We start from the raw sequence: 15641 nt of genomic DNA on the forward strand, positions 1-15641 counted from the left end.
GCCCACGGACGAACGAAAGGACCGCCGGTGACCAGCATCCCGCCTCCCCGGCCGGAGGGACCGGGCGGTACGCCTCCGGACGAGCTCACGTTCACCGTCCCCCCGGGAGGACGGCGCACCACCCCGGTCCGGGTCGGCCCGGAGTTCCGCCGCGACCGGCTGCTGCCCCAGCTGATCCGCAAGGCCGTGCTCGACGACGAGGGACAGCAGTGCGTGCAGGTGCGGCTGAACGCCAAGGACGCCGCGAACCCGGCGGCGCGCGCCCTGCTGGACACCGAGGCGGGCGCCGCCCTGCGGCTGCACCGGGCGCTCGGCGACACGGAGTACGCGGCGCTCTTCCCGCGGATCATCGGCTACGAGCTGGACACGGCGGAGCCGTTCCTGCTGTACGACCCGCCGCGGGGCACGTCCGTCGAGCGGCTCCACGTGATGTCCGCGACCGACCAGGAGCACTTCACCCGGGACCTGCTGCTGGCCGTGTACCTGATGGAGGGCCAGGGCCTGGTGCCGCGCGGCGTCTCGCCCGCCACCGTGCGCTGGGACGGCGCCGGGATCCAGCTCTGGGGGCTGGAGTCGGTGGCCCGGACCGGGCAGCCGAGGCGTCCGTGGGGCCGGTCGCCCTTCTGCCCGCCCGAACAGCGCCGGGGCGAAGGGCTCGCCGACTCCCGGGACGCGGTGTGGAGCACGGCCCAGGTGCTCTACCAGCTGGTGACCGGACGGCCCGGACCCGCCGACCGGGCCCCCGCCGACCTCGGCGAACACCGCAGGCTCGACCAGACGCTGCGCGACGCCTTCGCCCCGCGGGCGGCCGACCGGCCGACGCCCGCCCAGGTGCTCGACGTGGTGGCGCCGGGCGCCGCCCGGCGCGCCCGGCTCACGGTGCCGGCCGACGGGACGGCCACCGACCACGAGGCCTTCGACGAGGCGCTGCGGCGCAAGCGGCAGCACGCGTCCGTCACCCGGCCCCGGCGGGAGTCCGCGGCGGAGGACGGACTCGGAGACGGCGAGGTGCTCTGCCCGTACTGCCTGGAGGCCATCCGGCTCGACCTGACGAAACTGTTCGTCACCGACAGCCGCATGCAGTACAAGCCGCTGGACCTCAAGGGCGTCAACAACCCCGTGCGGCAGCACGACGTCATGCGCGGCGCCGTCCAGAAGTGCACGGCGGACCCGGACTTCCCCGAGCACTTCATCCCGGTGCCCTACCTGATGTACGGCCGCCCGCTGACCGTCGCGATGGTCGGCCAGTCCTCCACCGGCAAGAGCCACCTGCTGACCCAGATGATCGCGGCGATCACCGACGGCGGCCTGGAGCCGTTCGGGCTGAAGTGGCAGTCCGTCAATCCGGAACAGCACGCGAAGTTCGTACGGGACCGGGTGCAGCCCCTGCGCAACGGCGAGGTCCTGGACCACACCGCCGCACTCGGCCTGGAGGACTTCGCCCGTTTCGTGGAGTCCCTCCTGATCACCGACGCCCGCGGGCGGGTGCGCCCGGTCGCCTTCTTCGACCTCGGCGGCGAGGACCTCGTACGGACCGACGCGGCGCTGCGGTTCCTGCTCGGCGTCGACGCCCTGGTCTTCGTCGTCGACCCGGCGCTGGCCCTCCCGCTGCCGCAGCTGGACCACGTCAGGGAGCGCTGGGGCGTGGAGGTGAACCCGGACGGCGACCTCGCCTTCGGCACGGTCCTGGACCGGCTCCCGAAGAACGGCGGGTACCTGGACGTGCCGGCCGCGATGGTGCTCGGCAAGGCGGACCTCCTCAGGTTCCAGCCGCCCGTCGACCGGTGGCTGGACCGGCCGCCGGCCACCTCGCTGGACCCCGGGCTGGTGCGCGAGGAGAGCCGGGACGTGTACGCGCTGCTGCGCCGGTACGCCGGCCCGGCGTGGCTGCGTCCCTTCGACGCGATCCGCCGGTGCACCCTGCACGTCGCGTCCGCCACCGGCGGTCAGGAGGACCGGGGCCGCTACCCGGCGGGGGCGGGGCCCCGGCGGGTGGTGGAGCCGCTGCTGGCGCTGCTGGCGATGCACGGACTGATCCAGGTCCCGGGCGGTGCCGAGGCGTCCGCCGTGGGGGAGGCGCCCGCGTTCGAGTGGACGCCGGCGGAGGGGACCGGAGCCCCCGAAGGGGCCGGACGGTCCGGTGGGGCCGGGGCGCCCGGCGCGGCCGAGAGAGGGGAGACCCAGTGAGCGACTTCCAGGACCGGAACCCGTTCCCCGACGACCCGGCGGGCCCGCGCGGACCGGAGGGCGGTGGTGGCGCCACCGGCGGCTCGGTGCACCAGGTCGTCTTCCGGTGGGACGGCAACCACGGTCGCCAGGGCACCGGCATGAACGCCGTGGCCCACTCCTGCGACCCCGGGCGCGCCGGGGAACTGGGCCGGGAGCTGGGCCCGTTGCTGTGGGTGTCCGGCGCGGCGGCCGCCCGGCCGAGCGTCGTGCGCACGCTCTCCCGCGACGGCGACGTCCTGCTGGTCCAGCGCTGGCCCACCACCGATCGCGGCGGCCGGCCCAGCACGGTCAGCCACGTCCTGATCGGTGACCGCCAGGCCCTGGGACCCGGCCGGTGCCTCGGTCTCGCGTACGGCGGCTGGCGCGAGCAGGCGACGGTCGAGCAGGCGTCCGGGCGCCGGCCCCGGATCGACTGCGCGAAGCTCGACGCGCTGGCGGAGGGCCGGCGGCCGGGCATGCTGGAGCTGTTGCCCGGGGTCGAGCGCGCGCTGATCCTCGCCACCGCGGAGTTGCTGCGCGACCCGGCGCAGCGCGTGTCGCTGCTCCTGGAGGAACAGGCGCCGCGCGGTTGGCCGCGCCGGGACGAGGTGCCGTTGGTCTACCTGGGCCTGTTCCTGCTGTTCGGCTCCTGGCTGGGCCGGCCGTGGACGTTCGCCACCTGCGACGCGGTGGACACGCACCCCCTGCGGCTGATGTCCGTCCCGCGCTGGGAGCCGGACTCCGGCGGCTTTGGCCCGCTGGCCCGGGTCGTGGGCCGTGTGCCGGACCGGGTCCGGTTCGAACACCGGGCGGCGGCCCGGCTGGTGGGACACCTCCTCGCCCATCGGCAGGCGCCGCCCGGCGTGCCGCAGCTGGCCGACGGACTCGCCGACGGGGCGTCGTGGAGCTGGGAGCGGCGCCGCGCCCGGCTCCAGGAGATCCTCGACACGAGCCGCCCCTCCGGCGCGAGGTCCGCCGCGCCCGCACCGCGCGCGGCGGACCCGGGCCGGGAGGTGAGACAGGACCGGGGGGACCGGGAGTGGTACCAGGACGAGGACCGGAACCGGGACCGGGAACCGGACCACCGGGTGGACCGCCGGGTGGAGGAGGAGGCCCGCACCACGACCGCCCCGGAGCCGCCCCGTGAGCCGTATCCGGAGCCGGAGCCGCGCCGTGAGGCGTATCCGGGGCAGGGCCCGGACCGTGAGCCGTATCCGGCGCCGGGCCGTGAGGCGTACCCGGAGCCGGGTCCCCACCATGAGGCGCATCCGGAGTCGCGCCGTGAGCCGTATCAGGAGCCGGATCCCCACCATGAGGCGTATCCGGAAGCGTCCCGGCGGCCGCATCCGCACTCGACATCGGCGGGCCGTTCCCCGGCCGCCCCACCACGCCCCCTCCAGGCCCTTCGGTCCGGCGTCCACGGCCCCGGTGAACCGAACGGCCCCGCGTCCGACGACGGCTTCCCGACGCCCGTGCCGGCCACCTCGAACGATCACGACGCGCACGACGCGCACGACGTGTATGACGTCCTTCACCGCGAACTGCGCGCGTACCGGCACAGGGAGGACGACGGCGGCCGGCGCGGCATCCTGACGGCCGACCTGCGCACACGGTCCGACGAACTGCTCCTGCGCGAGCTGTGCTCCGGCGAACTGCCTCCGGACTCGGTGGACCTGGTGCTGGACGAGCTGGGCAGAGCCGACCGCGTCGAGGCGCGTGACCCGGAGACGCGGCACAGGCTGTGCGCCGAGGTGCTCCGCAACGGCCTGTACCTCACGCCGCGGGGACCGGGCACGGAGCACGCGTCGAGGAAGGCCCTGGTCGACAGGGCGGCCGAGCTCTTCACCTGGGCCGTCGCCCCACTGGCCCGGGACGGACGCCACCTGCGCGATCTCCAGGAACTGCTGTACCGGATGAGCCGGGACCCCGACCCCCTCACGGGCAACTGGCTCCGGCGGAGCATCGTCGAACCGGCGAACGGCCGGCCCCCGGACCTGCCGCCGGTCCTGTGGAGCCAGATCGTGCGGGACGCGATGAACAGGAACGACAGAGCGCCCTCCGTCCCTCCGGCGCCGCGCCGCACCGCGGAGCCTCCGCCGCCGGCCCCCGCACCGGACCCGCCGACCGCCGTGGCCCGACTCACCGACCTGATCAACAAGCCGGGCTGTGTGACCGTGGGCGCGTGCGTCCTGCTCGTCGTGATCGCGGGGTTCATCGCGGCGGTGGTGCTCACCACATGACGCGGCGGCCGGACGGGCCGCGGGAGCCGCCCGGGAACGACGGGCCGGCCTCCGGGACGGAGACCGGCGGGGGGATCCGCGCGGCGGCCTGCGCCGTGCTCCGCGCGCAGCGCCGGACGGGGCGCCGCGCCGGGTACGTGGCCGGCTCATGACACGACGGGAGCCCCGGCCGGCCTCATCCGCCGGACGCGGTGTTCCGGCATCCCGCGCGCGAGCGCAGGGCCCGGCCACCGCGGTGGCCGGACCCTGGAGGGTGGAGCGCGTCTTCGGGACGCGTCACCATCGGTACCAGCGACTACGACCGCCGCCGGCCGAGGTGGAGCGCATGACGAAGCCGAGCAGCCAGAGCACCAGAACGGCGATGGCGATCCACCAGAGGATCTTCACGGCGAATCCGGCGCCGAAGAGGATCAGGGCGAGGAGCAGAACCAGCAACAGGGGAACCATAGTTATCGACCTCCTGGGCCACCGTTTGCCCGGTGTCGGCGCCGTCATTCACCGATGGCACCTTGTTTGTGAAGGAAAGGTGGGGGAACGCGATCTGCACCGAGACAGCGGCAAGAACGCTACGAGGAGGCGTGTTCCATGAGTGCCGGCGAGAAGGCCAAGGCGAAGACCGAGCAGGCTCAGGGCAAGGCCGAGGAGGCTCTGGGAAGCGCCGTCGGGAACGACCGCATGGCCGCCGAGGGGCAGGCCAAGAAGAGCACGGGTGACGCCCGCGAGGCCAAGGAGAAGACCAAGGACGCCTTCAAGCACTGACGCCCCCGCGGAGCGGGAGAGGGGCCGTCCCGGCACGAGTCGGGACGGCCCCTCTCCCGCGCGTCCGGGCACTCGTCGTGGAGTCGCGGTCGCCGCGGCCGTCCTTCGGGTCCGGTCGCGCCGCCGGCCGGCCGGCGTCCGCCGGGTCTCGCCGCGCACGGAGGCGACCGGCACCTGTTCGGGTACGCAGCCGGTGCACTTCGCGTTGTGGCAGGGGCCGGCGGTCCACACGGGGACGTGGACGCCCATCGTCCTGTGTCGTTCCAGGACGGCGTTCACGGGGTGCTTGCACGAGCGGCGCACGTGTTCGGTCCGGGGCGCCGCCGACTGCTCTTCCGTTCCGGACGCATCCGAACATCACCCTCCCTTCAACCCTTCCCGGGGGTCCCTTGAAGGGATTCCTCCGGTGATCGGGGCCGGTCACCGGTCCTCGGCACGGTCTTCGGGCGGGCCGGTGCCGGCCGCCGGCGGCGCGTGCTCGTGGCCGGCGGGCGGGGGGCGCAGCAGGCTGAGTGCGACGGAGGCGCTCAGGATGACGGCGATGACGGCGAGGCTGAGCGGAGAGGGGATCTCGGGTACGGCGGGGCTGATGAGCTTGTGGGACGCCTGGAGGATGAGCTTGACGCCGATGAAGGCGAGGATGAGCGCCAGGCCCTTGCTCAGGTAGTGGAACCGGTCCAGCAGGCCCGCGAGCATGAAGTAGAGCGCGCGCAGGCCCAGGATGGCGAAGGCGTTGCTGGTGTAGACGATGAAGGCGTCGTTGCTGACGGCCAGGACGGCGGGCACGCTGTCGACGGCGAAGACGAGGTCGGCGGCCTCGATCGCGGCGACGACGGCGAGCAGCGGGGTGGCGACGCGTCTGCCGGCTTCCCTGACGAAGAAATGAGGGCCGGCGTATGCGTCCCGCACGGGGACGACCTTGCGGAGCAGGCGTACGGCGACGCTCTTGCCGGGGTCGAAGCTGTCCTCCTCCCCCTTGAGGATCTTGTAGGCGCTGTAGAAGAGGATGGCGGCGAAGACGAACAGGACGGCGGTGAAGCGGCTGACCACGGCGACGCCGGCGGCGAGGAAGACGCCCCGGAAGACCAGGGCGCCGAGGACGCCGAGGAACAGGACGCGGTGCTGGTAGGCGCGCGGGACGTTGAAGTAGCCGAAGATCAGCGCGAAGACGAAGAGGTTGTCGACCGAGAGGCTCTTCTCCAGCAGCCACGCGGTGGTGTACTCCACTCCGGCGGTCGTCCCGACCACGAGGAAGACCACGACGCCGAAGGCGATCGCCAGTCCCACCCAGACCCCGCTCCAGGCGGCGGCCTCCCGGAATCCGATGACGTGGGCCTGCCGGTGCGCGAGCAGGTCGACCGCCAGGGACACCAGCACGGTGACGGCGAAGGCCAGCCACAGCCACAGGGGAACATCGTGCACGGGCCCGACCCTTCGAGCGCGATCGACCGGCGGTCTCCCTTCGAGTCTGGTCCATGGGAGGACGGGTGTCTCCTCGACACGTTCCCTCCTGGCGCGACCTGGCCCGACCTGGCCGCGGCCGACCGGCCGGGCCCTTCAAGGAACGAGAACCACGGTCCCCGTGTCTGTCTGCCCGGCGTTCCCAGAGGTAACTTGAGGGAGAAGGCCCCTGAAGGAGGGCGATTCGATGCCGTGGTTCGTATGGCTGCTCGCCGCCGCGGTGCTGGGCGTCGCGGAGTTCTTCACCCTGACGCTGGTGCTCGGGCTGCTGGCGGGCGCCGCGTTGGTCGCCGCCGTGGTCGCCGGTGTCGGCGTCGGACTTCTCGGCCAGCTGGTGGCCCTCGGAGTGGTGGCGGCGGCGGGCCTGGTCGTCGTCCGTCCTGTCGCGCTGCGGCACAGGGAACGGCAACCCCTCGTCCGTGAGGGAAGCGATGCGCTGATCGGCAAGCGGGCCGAGGTCGTGCAGGAGGTCACCGCGACCCGCGGCCTGATCAAACTCTCCGGCGAGGAGTGGTCCGCCCGCGCCCTCGACGAGAGCCTGGTGATCCCGGTAGGGGCGCTGGTGGACGTCATGGAGATCGAAGGCGCCACGGCCGTCGTCTACCCCCGCGCACTCCTTCCGTGAACCCCATGACCCCATGACCCCGTGAACCCGTGAACGGCTGAACGCACAGCAACGGAGGCACAGTGGATCCAGTCGTCATCCCCCTCCTCGTGGTGGTCCTCGTCGTCGTCTTCCTCGTGGCCTCCACCGTGCGGATCGTCCCGCAGGCGCGCCGCTACAACATCGAGCGGTTCGGCCGGTACCACCGGACGCTGCAACCCGGCCTGAACCTGGTCCTGCCGGTGGCGGACCGCACCAACACCAAACTCGACGTGCGCGAGCAGGTCTACTCGTCCGATCCCAGGCCGGTGATCACCGAGGACAACCTCGTGGTGAACATCGACACCGTGCTCTACTACCAGATCACCGATCCGCGGGCGGCGGCCTACGAGGTCGCCGACTACCTCCAGGCGATCGATCAGCTCACCGTGACCACGCTGCGGAACGTCATCGGCAGCATGGACCTGGAGGAGACGCTCACCTCACGCGAGGAGATCAACTCCCGGCTCCGCGCCGTCCTCGACGACGCCACCGGGAAGTGGGGCATCCGGGTCAACCGCGTCGAGATCAAGGCCATCGATCCACCGCACACCATCAAGGAGGCGATGGAGAAGCAGATGCGGGCCGAGCGTGACAAGCGCGCGGCCATCCTGCACGCCGAAGGGGAGCGGCAGGCCAAGATCCTCACCGCGGAGGGCACGAAGCAGAAGGACATCCTGGAGGCCCAGGGCACACAGCAGGCCATGATCCTGCGGGCGGACGGCGAGGCCAAGGCGGTGGAACTCGTCTTCCAGGCCGTCCATCGCAACAACGCCGACGCGAAGGTCCTGGCCTACAAGTACCTCGAGACGCTCCCGCACCTGGCCGGCAGCGACAACAACACGTTCTGGGTGATCCCGGGGGAGCTGACCGAGGCGATCCGGACCGTCACCCGTGCGTTCGGCGACCAGTCGACGGAAGGTCCCGCAGGACCCGCTTCCCCCGGGGAAGCGGCCACCGCCGGCGACGGCGGTACGCCGGACGCCGGCCGGACCCCGCAGCTCGACGCGGGCTCGACGGTCTCCCTCGACGCCGCCGCGGCCGCCGACGAGGCCGAGCGGCAGGCCGCCGCCGCGGTGAGCGACGCCAAGGCGGAGGCCGAGGCCGCGCAGTCCCCCCAGGCGCCGCGCCGAGGACGGACGTCCGGCGACTGATCCCACCATGACCGTCCTGGGGCCCCGGACCCGGGCCCGTTCTCCCGCGGAGGACTTCGACCACCCTCGTTCCTGCTGAGTGCGCGACGGCCTTCGAGCCCGCCGAGGAACGACAGGCCGAGGTTCTCCGGTGCGGGCGGATGGTGACGCGCACCGGTCCGGGAGGACGCGGCCCGCGCGTTCCCGGACCGCTCGTCGACGGCGCCCCCGTCGCTCCCCGGCACGCGCCGTCCGAGCGGGCACCCAGGAGGGACATGCGCACCGCCGGTCCAGGTGCGGGCGGGATCCGCTTACCTCCCAGGTCATCGACCCCGGTGCGCCGGCATGCCATGCTCCCGGCGTACGGAGCCCGACCGACCGGAAGGACGCCATGCCCGCCTACGCCATAGCCCACCTGCAAGAGGCCGCCCCGCACCCGGAGATCGCCGAGTACATCGAGCGCATCCCCGCCACCTTCGAGCCGTACGGCGGACGCTTCCTCGTGCACGCCACGCAGCACGAGGTGAAGGAGGGCGGCTGGCCCGGGCACGTCGTGGTGATCGGCTTCCCCGGGATCGCCGAGGCGCGGGCCTGGTGGGACTCGCCCGCGTACCAGGAGATCGCACCGCTGCGCTCACGGCACATCCAGGGCGACATCATCCTGGTCGAAGGCGTCCCGGAGGGCTACGACCCGACCGCCACCGCGAAGGCGATGCGAGAGGCCCTGCCCGCCGAGTAGCCCCCGGGCCGGGCCCGGACGACGGACCGGTACCCCTTCCGGCCCGTCGCGATCTCCGTACGGCCACCGAACGACCCCTTGCCGTCACCGCTGCCGGTACAGGTCGCCGCGGACGTCGCGCGAGACGAGGTCCGTCCTGCCGTCACCGGTGAGGTCGCCGGCCGCGACGACGGCCGGGGCGCGGCCCTCACCAGGACCGGCACGCTCAAGGTCACCGGCGCGGCCCCGGTCCGACGGGACCACGCCACCGCGGACGGCTTCGGCGAGGTCCTCACCCTCAACGGCTCGGGCGGACCGACGTACCGGTACGGCACCGGCACCCTGACCAGTAAGAAGACGGGGTCCGGCTGGCCGACGAGCGCGGTGTTCGTGCCGTACGGCGACCGGTGCAACGACGTTCTCGTGCGGTACGGCAGCGGCGCGCTGCGCGCCCACCGGCCCGCGTGCGGAGCGGCGGTGACCCCGTCGACGGCGTACACCTCGCTGGGCACCAGCGGCTGGACGCAGTACGACGTGCTGACCTCGCCCGGGGACGTCAGCGGTGACGACCGGCCGGACCTGATCGCACGCCAGGCCTCCACCAAGGACGTCCGCCTCTACACGGTGACGAGCACGGGCAGGCTGTCGGCACGGACGAAGATCGCGTCCAAGTGGACGGGCGACAAGAAGGTCGTGGGCGTCGGCGACCTCAATGGAGACGGCCACGGCGACCTGCTGGCCCAGGACAAGTCGAACGAGCTGTGGCGCTACGACGGCACCGGGACGGGACCTTCCGCGTCCGCATGCCTCGTCCTTCGGCGCGGGAGTGCCCGTGAGACGCGGAAACATCCCACCCGTACACAAGCCCCGGGTCACCGGCCCGGGGCTGCAAGCCGGCACATCCCGGGGGCCCGGCGCGGAAGGGGCTCGCGGAGCGATCGCTCCGCTCCGCCGTATGGCTGGTGGACGCGCGGTCTTCGACCGGGACCCGCGGGTCGCTTCGCGGCGATGCCGGTGGAATCGGAGAATGCGGCGTCGGAGCGGCATACCTGGCGGTGAGGGCGAGCGAGGACGGGCCATGGCCGGTGCGAGCGGACGAGAAGGACAGCCCGTTCACAGGGGGAAGGACGTGAACCGGCTGTCGAAGGTGTTCGAGCTCGACCCCGCCGGACTCGACTGGCCGCGAGCGGTGATGGTCCTGGACGTCGCGCTGGTGCCGCTGGTCGTCTTCTGGGAGATCGGACATCGGCAGTACCTTCTCAGCGCACTGTTCGGCCTCCTGTTCGCGGCGCTGGACGACCCGGGAGGCGGCTACGGCCGCCGCGCGTCGCACATCGCCGTCTTCGCACTGACCGGCGCAGGGGTCACCGCGCTGGGGTTCGGCGTCGGGGGACACGCCTGGGGCCGGCTGGTGCTCGCGGCCGTCGCGGTGACGCTGGTGGCCGGTCTGGCGATCGCCTTCGGGGTGCGCAGGTTCGTCAGTGCCCTGCTTCTCAACCTCTGGTTCATCGTCGTACTCGGGCTCGCGTTCGGCTTCCACCATCACGCCCGCATCACCAGCCACACCTGGGCTCAGACGCTCGCCTGGGCCGGAGGCGCGGCACTGTGGATCGTGATGACGTTCATCGGGTGGCTGCTCCACGGGCGCGAGGACCGGCCCCAGCCGGTCGCGGAGATCCCCGGTGACACCTCGAGGAAGAAGCTGACCCGGCCGTTGGTCATGTTCGCGGTGATCCGGGCTCTGGCCGTCGGCGGCACCGTCGCGCTCGCCTTCGGGCTGGACCTGCCGCACGGCTACTGGATGCCGATCGCAGCCGTGGTCGCGATGAAGCCGAGCCTGGAGCAGGCCGTCCTCGTATCCGCGCAGCGCCTCGCCGGCGCGCTGATCGGCGCCGCCGCGGCCGCGCTGCTGCTCCTGCTGCCCGCCGGTGAACACGGACTCGGGCTTTTCGCGGTCGAGCGCGGACTCGAAGTGGTCGCGCTCGTCCTGCTGGTGCACGGGGTGGCGATCCGCTTCTGGAATTACGCGCTCTACTGTGCGGCCGTCGCCGCGGGGGTGCTCATCCTGGTGGACCTTCCGCAGCCCTCCGACCACACCGCCGAGGGTTACCGGGTGCTGTGGACGTTGTGCGGCGTGGGAACCGGCCTGCTCGTCATGCTGCCGGCAGGCCTGCTTGCCGGACACACCGCCAAAGCGCCGGCACCACCGGGCTGAACCGTCGACCAGCTGCTCACGGGTGGTGTCCTTGAGGAGGTAGCCGATGGCCCCGGCCTCCACTCCGCGTTCGATCTCCGCGTCGGTGTCGTAGGTCGTGAGGATCAGCACGCGGGTGCGGGGGAAGCGCGCCACGATCTCGGTCGTGGTGGCCACTCCGTCGAGCACCGGCATGCGCAGGTCGACCAGGGCGACGTCGGGCTCGTACCGCTCGACGAGTTCGAGGGCCGCGCGGCCGTCGCCCGCCTCGCCGACGATCCCGATGCTTGTCTCGGAGGCGAGGAGAGCCACCACTCCGGCCCGCATGACGGTGTGGTCGTCCACCACGATGATGCGAATCGCTTCACCGGTCACTCCCGCGATCCGTCGGCCGGTCACGCCTCCGCCCCGCTCTCTCCCGGCGCCTGGGAAGCCAGGGGAATCAACGCCATTACCCGCGTTCCGTCACCCATCGAACTCGTCACCGTCAGCCTCCCGCCCAGCTCCGCCAGCCGTTTGCGCATCCCGTCCGGACCGAAGCCCGCCGCCTCCCCGACCACGAATCCGGTCCCGTCGTCGGTGATCTCCAGTTCCAACCCGTACGCCTGCCGCGCCAGCACCACGCCGACCGTGTGGGCACGACGCTCCATGACGGGCAGGTGTCGCGCTGAGGGGCCCACTTTCCACTTGGGGTCTGCCGGTGCGTGGGCCGACTACGCCGTGCCGTTGCGAGCGCACACGGATGAGCGGTCTCACCCGGGATGACCCGGGGCGGCGTGTCCGCCGCTGCCCCGTTCTCCTCCTTCTTCATGGCGCGGGCCTCGGCCTTGAGGATGCGGGCCGGCTTGCCTGCGGAGCGGGCCGGCTCGGGGCCCTTCCCGGCGAGGACGACGGCTGTGACCACGATGAGGATGACGGCGAGTTCGCCCGGTCCGAACATGGTGTCCTGCTCTCTTTTCCGGGACCCGGGCCCGTCCGGCGCGCGCGTAGCGGCAGTGGCGCTCAGAGGTGGGGCGCGATGGCCGGGAGCAGGTCCTGGAAGGTGCGGCCGGTGGCGGGTGCGCCGATGGCCTTCATCTGCCAGCCGCCGCCGGAGCGGTGGACCTTCGCCATGATCTGAGCGGTGTGGCCGCCGCCGCCGGTGAGCGTGTAGCGGGCCAGTTCGGCGCCGGTCGTCTCGTCGACCAGGCGGCAGAAGGCGTTCTGCACCTCGGCGAAGGTCTGGCCGGTGAAGGAGTTGACGGTGAAGACGATCTGGTCGATGTGGGCGGGCACGCGGGCCAGGTCGACCAGGACGGCCTCGTCGTCGCCTCCCGTGCCCGCGCCGCCGGTGAGGTTGTCGCCGGTGTGCCGGACCGAGCCGTCGTCGCTGACCAGGTGCTGGAAGAAGACGACGTCCGTGGGCTGCCCGGCGGCGAAGAGCACTGCGGAGGCGTCCAGGTCGATCTCCCGCGCCCCGGTGAGCTTGGCGAGGAAGCCCTTGCGGGGTGCGGCCTGCCAGCCGAGGCCCATGCGGACGGACGTCAGGGCGGTGCCGTCGGACTTACTGAGGCTGATCTGCTGGCCCTTGGTCAGGTTGACCGACATGAGAGGGGTGCTCCTTCGGGTGGGTGGCGGTGCGGGAGTCGTGGGAGGGGGCGGTGCGGACGCCCGGGGGCGGGGTGGGGCAGGTGGGCGGATCCTCGCGGAGGCACCGCCGCAGGTGGGGCAGGAGGCCCCGGTCCAGCAGGGCCCGCTGCCAGTTCTCCCGCGCCTGCTGCAGGCGCGCCGCGTGGGCGGTTCCGCCGCCGTCGCGTATCGCCGTCCTCAGCATCGCGGCGAAGGCGAGGAGGGCGCCGGCGCCCGCGATCAGCGTCAGGACCCATCCGGCGGTGAACAGGGAGCCGGGGAGCGGCCCTTCGGCGTCGGCCAGTCGCAGCAGGTGGCCGAGGACGAGCAGGACCGCGGCGGATGCGGCGGCGACGAGCGGGGTGAGTACCGCCAGGGCGGGCAGCAGGTTGCCGGCGGCGGGACGGGGCGGCGGGCCGGGCTCTGCGGACGTACGCAAGGCGAGGTACGCGCCGTATTCCGCGCGTGCCGCGGCGGCTGTCTCGTCGGCGTCCCCGAGTGCGCGGAGGCGCAGTCGCGCGGTGGCCCGGCCGGTGGGGTCGGCGCTCAAGGCCGCCTGTACGTCCGTGGTGGTGAGGGCCAGGTGCAGTACCGCTTCGAAGTCCGGCCTGTCCTCCGGGCGAAGGCGCAGCGGGTCGGCCACATGGTCTCCTGACGGGGGGAAGGCTTCGGCGGTGCTCTCGGAGCGGCGGGGAGGCGGCGCCGGACCTGTCCCGAGGGGGGAGCCGGTCCGGCGCGGCCTCCGCGGGGTGTCAGACGCCGACGCCGAAGTCGGCGGCGATCCCGGCCAGGCCCGAGGCGTAGCCCTGGCCGACCGCGCGGAACTTCCACTCGGCGCCGTTGCGGTACAGCTCTCCGAAGACCATGGCGGTCTCGGTGGAGGCGTCCTCGGACAGGTCGTAGCGGGCGATCTCGGTGCCGCCGGCCTGGTTGACGACGCGGATGAAGGCGTTGCGGACCTGGCCGAAGCTCTGGCCGCGGTTCTCGGCGTCGTGGATGGACACCGGGAACACGATCCTGTCGACCTCGGCGGGTACGGCCGCGAGGTCCACCTTGACGGTCTCGTCGTCGCCCTCGCCCTCACCGGTGAGGTTGTCGCCGGTGTGCTCCACCGAACCGTCGGGGCTCTTGAGGTTGTTGTAGAAGACGAAGTGCTGGTCGGACAGGACCCTGCCGGACGTGTCGAGGAGCAGCGCGGAGGCGTCGAGGTCGTAGTCGGTGCCGGTGGTGGTCCGGACGTCCCAGCCCAGACCGACCAGGACGGCGGTCAGGCCCGGTGCCTCCTTGCTGAGCGAGACGTTGCCGCCCTTGGACAGGGAAACTCCCACGGTGTACTCCTTCTCGGCAGGTGCGGTCGAGAGCCGCGGCGCGGACCCGGACTCAAGAATCTACATCACTGTAGAGGAAACGGGAGGGGGTGCGGCCGCGCCTCGGGCTCGGTGCGGTCGCACGGTGTTCCACGTCAGTCCCGTGAGTTGCCGAACAGCAGGCGGTAGGCGATCAGCAGCACGAGTGCGCCCGCGATGGCCGAGCCCCAGGTCGCGGCGTCGAAGAACGCGCGCTGGACCGGCCGGTCGAGGAGTTCCGCCGACAGCCAGCCGCCCAGGAAGGCGCCGGCGATGCCGATGAGCGTCGTGCCGACGCAGCCGCCCGGATCGCGGCCGGGCAGGATGGCCTTGGCGATCGCTCCGGCGAGGAGTCCCAGTACCAACCATGCGATGACACCCATGTCCCGATGCTCCCTTCAGTGGTCCTTCTCGTGTGCGGGCATGCCCTGGGGCAGCTTTAATTCTACAATCTTGTAGAGGGTGTGGCGGGGGATCTTCGAGGCCCGTCGGGTGGCGCGACGGTCCCGGGGGCGTCTATACGATGTCCGCGCGGGAAACGGACGGCGGCGGAAGGGGTACAGGGCGTGACGGAACAGCGGCAGCGTCCCCGGCGGCGGGGGCAGGGTGAGCTGGAGGCGCTGGTCCTGGCGGCGCTCAGGGAGGCGGACGGCCCGGCGACGGCCGGCTGGGTGCAGGACCGTCTGGGCGGCGACCTCGCCTACACGACCGTCATCACCATCCTGACCAGGCTGCTGGCCAAGGGGGCGGTCACGCGGGAGCGTGCGGGCCGGTCCTTCGCCTGGACGCCGGCGTCGGACCAGGCGGGCCTGGCCGCCCACAAGATGCGCAGGGTGCTGGACTCCGAGAGCGACCGCGAGGCGGTGCTGGCCAGCTTCGTGACCGGCCTCGGCCCGGACGACGAGCGGCTGCTGCGGGAACTGCTGGGTCAGTCGAGGAACGAAGGGGAAGACTGAAGCCTCATGGGGGTGTTCGTCTTTCTGCCGCTGGTGCTGCCCTTGACCGCGTGGCCGATCGCGCGCCTCGCCGAGCACCACCTGCACCCGCGGACGGCGACCCGGCTGCTGACCGGGGTGGCCGCGGTGATGGCGGTGTGCAGCACGGTCTGCCTCGGCCTGGTGATGGTGGTCGGCACCGCCCAGCTGCCCGGCAACCCGCTGCCCGACGGCTGGTCCGACCCCGAGGTGCGCGCGGCGGTGCCGTTCGACGAGGTGGCCGGCAAGGCGGCGATTCCCGCCCTGTGCGCGGTGCTGGTGGTGTGCGGCCGGTCACTGTGGCGGCACGGCCGGGTGCGTCGTGGCGCCCACCGGGCGCTGGCCGGACTGCGGGAG

Annotated in this window: 15 protein-coding genes and 4 pseudogenes; 10 read left to right on the forward strand and 9 right to left on the reverse strand. The window is 72.6% G+C overall.

Annotation, left to right across the window (positions count from 1 at the left end):
• Positions 1-27: 27 nt before the first annotated feature.
• Both ADK41_RS31690 and ADK41_RS31695 read left to right on the forward strand, forming a co-directional pair.
• Positions 28-2187 carry a hypothetical protein gene (locus tag ADK41_RS31690; RefSeq protein WP_051842935.1) on the forward strand — a complete coding sequence of 720 codons (2160 nt, stop codon included), beginning with the start codon at positions 28-30 and terminating at the stop codon, positions 2185-2187.
• Positions 2184-4448 carry a hypothetical protein gene (locus ADK41_RS31695; RefSeq protein ID WP_051842934.1) on the forward strand — a complete coding sequence of 755 codons (2265 nt, stop codon included), beginning with the start codon at positions 2184-2186 and terminating at the stop codon, positions 4446-4448. The genes ADK41_RS31690 and ADK41_RS31695 overlap by 4 nt, the downstream gene beginning before the upstream one ends.
• Positions 4449-4724: 276 nt before the next feature.
• Here the strand turns inward: ADK41_RS31695 and ADK41_RS31700 are convergent, their stop codons facing one another.
• On the reverse strand, positions 4725-4895 hold the full coding sequence (locus ADK41_RS31700) for a hypothetical protein (RefSeq protein WP_030819827.1): 171 nt from the start codon (positions 4893-4895) through the stop codon (positions 4725-4727).
• Positions 4896-5033: 138 nt separating this feature from the next.
• Between ADK41_RS31700 and ADK41_RS40135 the strand changes: the two genes are divergently transcribed.
• A complete protein-coding gene (locus tag ADK41_RS40135) occupies positions 5034-5207 on the forward strand; it encodes a CsbD family protein (RefSeq protein WP_078661791.1) in 174 nt (57 codons plus the stop codon).
• 420 nt (positions 5208-5627) lie between these two features.
• On the opposite strand, the gene ADK41_RS31705 is transcribed toward ADK41_RS40135, so the two are convergent.
• Positions 5628-6629 (reverse strand): TerC family protein, encoded by a 1002-nt coding sequence (locus tag ADK41_RS31705; protein ID WP_030819826.1) that lies wholly within the window; start codon positions 6627-6629, stop codon positions 5628-5630.
• A gap of 226 nt (positions 6630-6855) precedes the next feature.
• Between ADK41_RS31705 and ADK41_RS31710 the strand changes: the two genes are divergently transcribed.
• From ADK41_RS31710 to ADK41_RS31730, 5 genes are all read left to right on the forward strand, one after another.
• Entirely contained in the window at positions 6856-7293 is a 438-nt protein-coding gene (locus ADK41_RS31710; RefSeq protein WP_030819824.1) for an NfeD family protein, read from the forward strand.
• A 62-nt stretch (positions 7294-7355) separates the two neighbouring features.
• Positions 7356-8465, forward strand: coding sequence for an SPFH domain-containing protein (locus ADK41_RS31715; RefSeq protein WP_030819822.1), 1110 nt, complete (start codon positions 7356-7358; stop codon positions 8463-8465).
• 370 nt (positions 8466-8835) lie between these two features.
• Positions 8836-9183, forward strand: a complete 348-nt coding sequence (locus ADK41_RS31720) for a DUF1330 domain-containing protein (RefSeq protein WP_030819820.1) — start codon at positions 8836-8838, stop codon at positions 9181-9183.
• Positions 9184-9261: 78 nt separating this feature from the next.
• Positions 9262-10221, forward strand: coding sequence for an FG-GAP repeat domain-containing protein (locus ADK41_RS31725; RefSeq protein WP_030819817.1), 960 nt, complete (start codon positions 9262-9264; stop codon positions 10219-10221).
• Positions 10222-10291: 70 nt separating this feature from the next.
• Positions 10292-11377 carry an FUSC family protein gene (locus ADK41_RS31730; protein WP_234318582.1) on the forward strand — a complete coding sequence of 362 codons (1086 nt, stop codon included), beginning with the start codon at positions 10292-10294 and terminating at the stop codon, positions 11375-11377.
• 3 nt (positions 11378-11380) lie between these two features.
• Here ADK41_RS31730 and ADK41_RS40140 read toward each other — a convergent pair.
• The 7 genes and pseudogenes from ADK41_RS40140 to ADK41_RS31755 form a co-directional block, all read right to left on the reverse strand.
• A pseudogene (locus tag ADK41_RS40140) lies at positions 11381-11731 on the reverse strand (response regulator); the annotation flags it as partial.
• A 20-nt stretch (positions 11732-11751) separates the two neighbouring features.
• A pseudogene (locus ADK41_RS31735) lies at positions 11752-11994 on the reverse strand (sensor histidine kinase); the annotation flags it as partial.
• Positions 11995-12104: 110 nt separating this feature from the next.
• A pseudogene (locus ADK41_RS43630) lies at positions 12105-12296 on the reverse strand (twin-arginine translocase TatA/TatE family subunit); the annotation flags it as partial.
• Positions 12297-12358: 62 nt separating this feature from the next.
• Positions 12359-12943: a TerD family protein gene (locus tag ADK41_RS31740; RefSeq protein ID WP_030819810.1), complete on the reverse strand. Its 585-nt coding sequence runs from the start codon at positions 12941-12943 to the stop codon at positions 12359-12361.
• The gene (locus tag ADK41_RS31745) at positions 12900-13607 is read right to left on the reverse strand and encodes a hypothetical protein (protein WP_063781740.1); all 708 of its coding nucleotides are present in this window, start codon (positions 13605-13607) and stop codon (positions 12900-12902) included. Before ADK41_RS31745 ends, ADK41_RS31740 begins: the two co-directional genes overlap by 44 nt.
• Positions 13608-13716: 109 nt before the next feature.
• Complete coding sequence (locus ADK41_RS31750) at positions 13717-14292, reverse strand: TerD family protein (protein WP_030819808.1); 576 nt, start codon at positions 14290-14292, stop codon at positions 13717-13719.
• A gap of 134 nt (positions 14293-14426) precedes the next feature.
• The gene (locus ADK41_RS31755; protein WP_030819806.1) at positions 14427-14693 is read right to left on the reverse strand and encodes a GlsB/YeaQ/YmgE family stress response membrane protein; all 267 of its coding nucleotides are present in this window, start codon (positions 14691-14693) and stop codon (positions 14427-14429) included.
• Positions 14694-14876: 183 nt separating this feature from the next.
• Here ADK41_RS31755 and ADK41_RS31760 point away from each other — a divergent pair, with 183 nt between their 5' ends.
• Together ADK41_RS31760 and ADK41_RS31765 are read left to right on the forward strand one after the other, a co-directional pair.
• The gene (locus ADK41_RS31760; RefSeq protein WP_030819804.1) at positions 14877-15266 is read left to right on the forward strand and encodes a BlaI/MecI/CopY family transcriptional regulator; all 390 of its coding nucleotides are present in this window, start codon (positions 14877-14879) and stop codon (positions 15264-15266) included.
• A 6-nt stretch (positions 15267-15272) separates the two neighbouring features.
• Positions 15273-15641: pseudogene (locus ADK41_RS31765) on the forward strand (M56 family peptidase); the annotation flags it as partial.

The sequence above is a fragment of the Streptomyces caelestis genome, assembly GCF_001279005.1.
In the GTDB taxonomy this organism is placed as follows: Bacteria; Actinomycetota; Actinomycetes; order Streptomycetales; family Streptomycetaceae; genus Streptomyces; species Streptomyces heliomycini.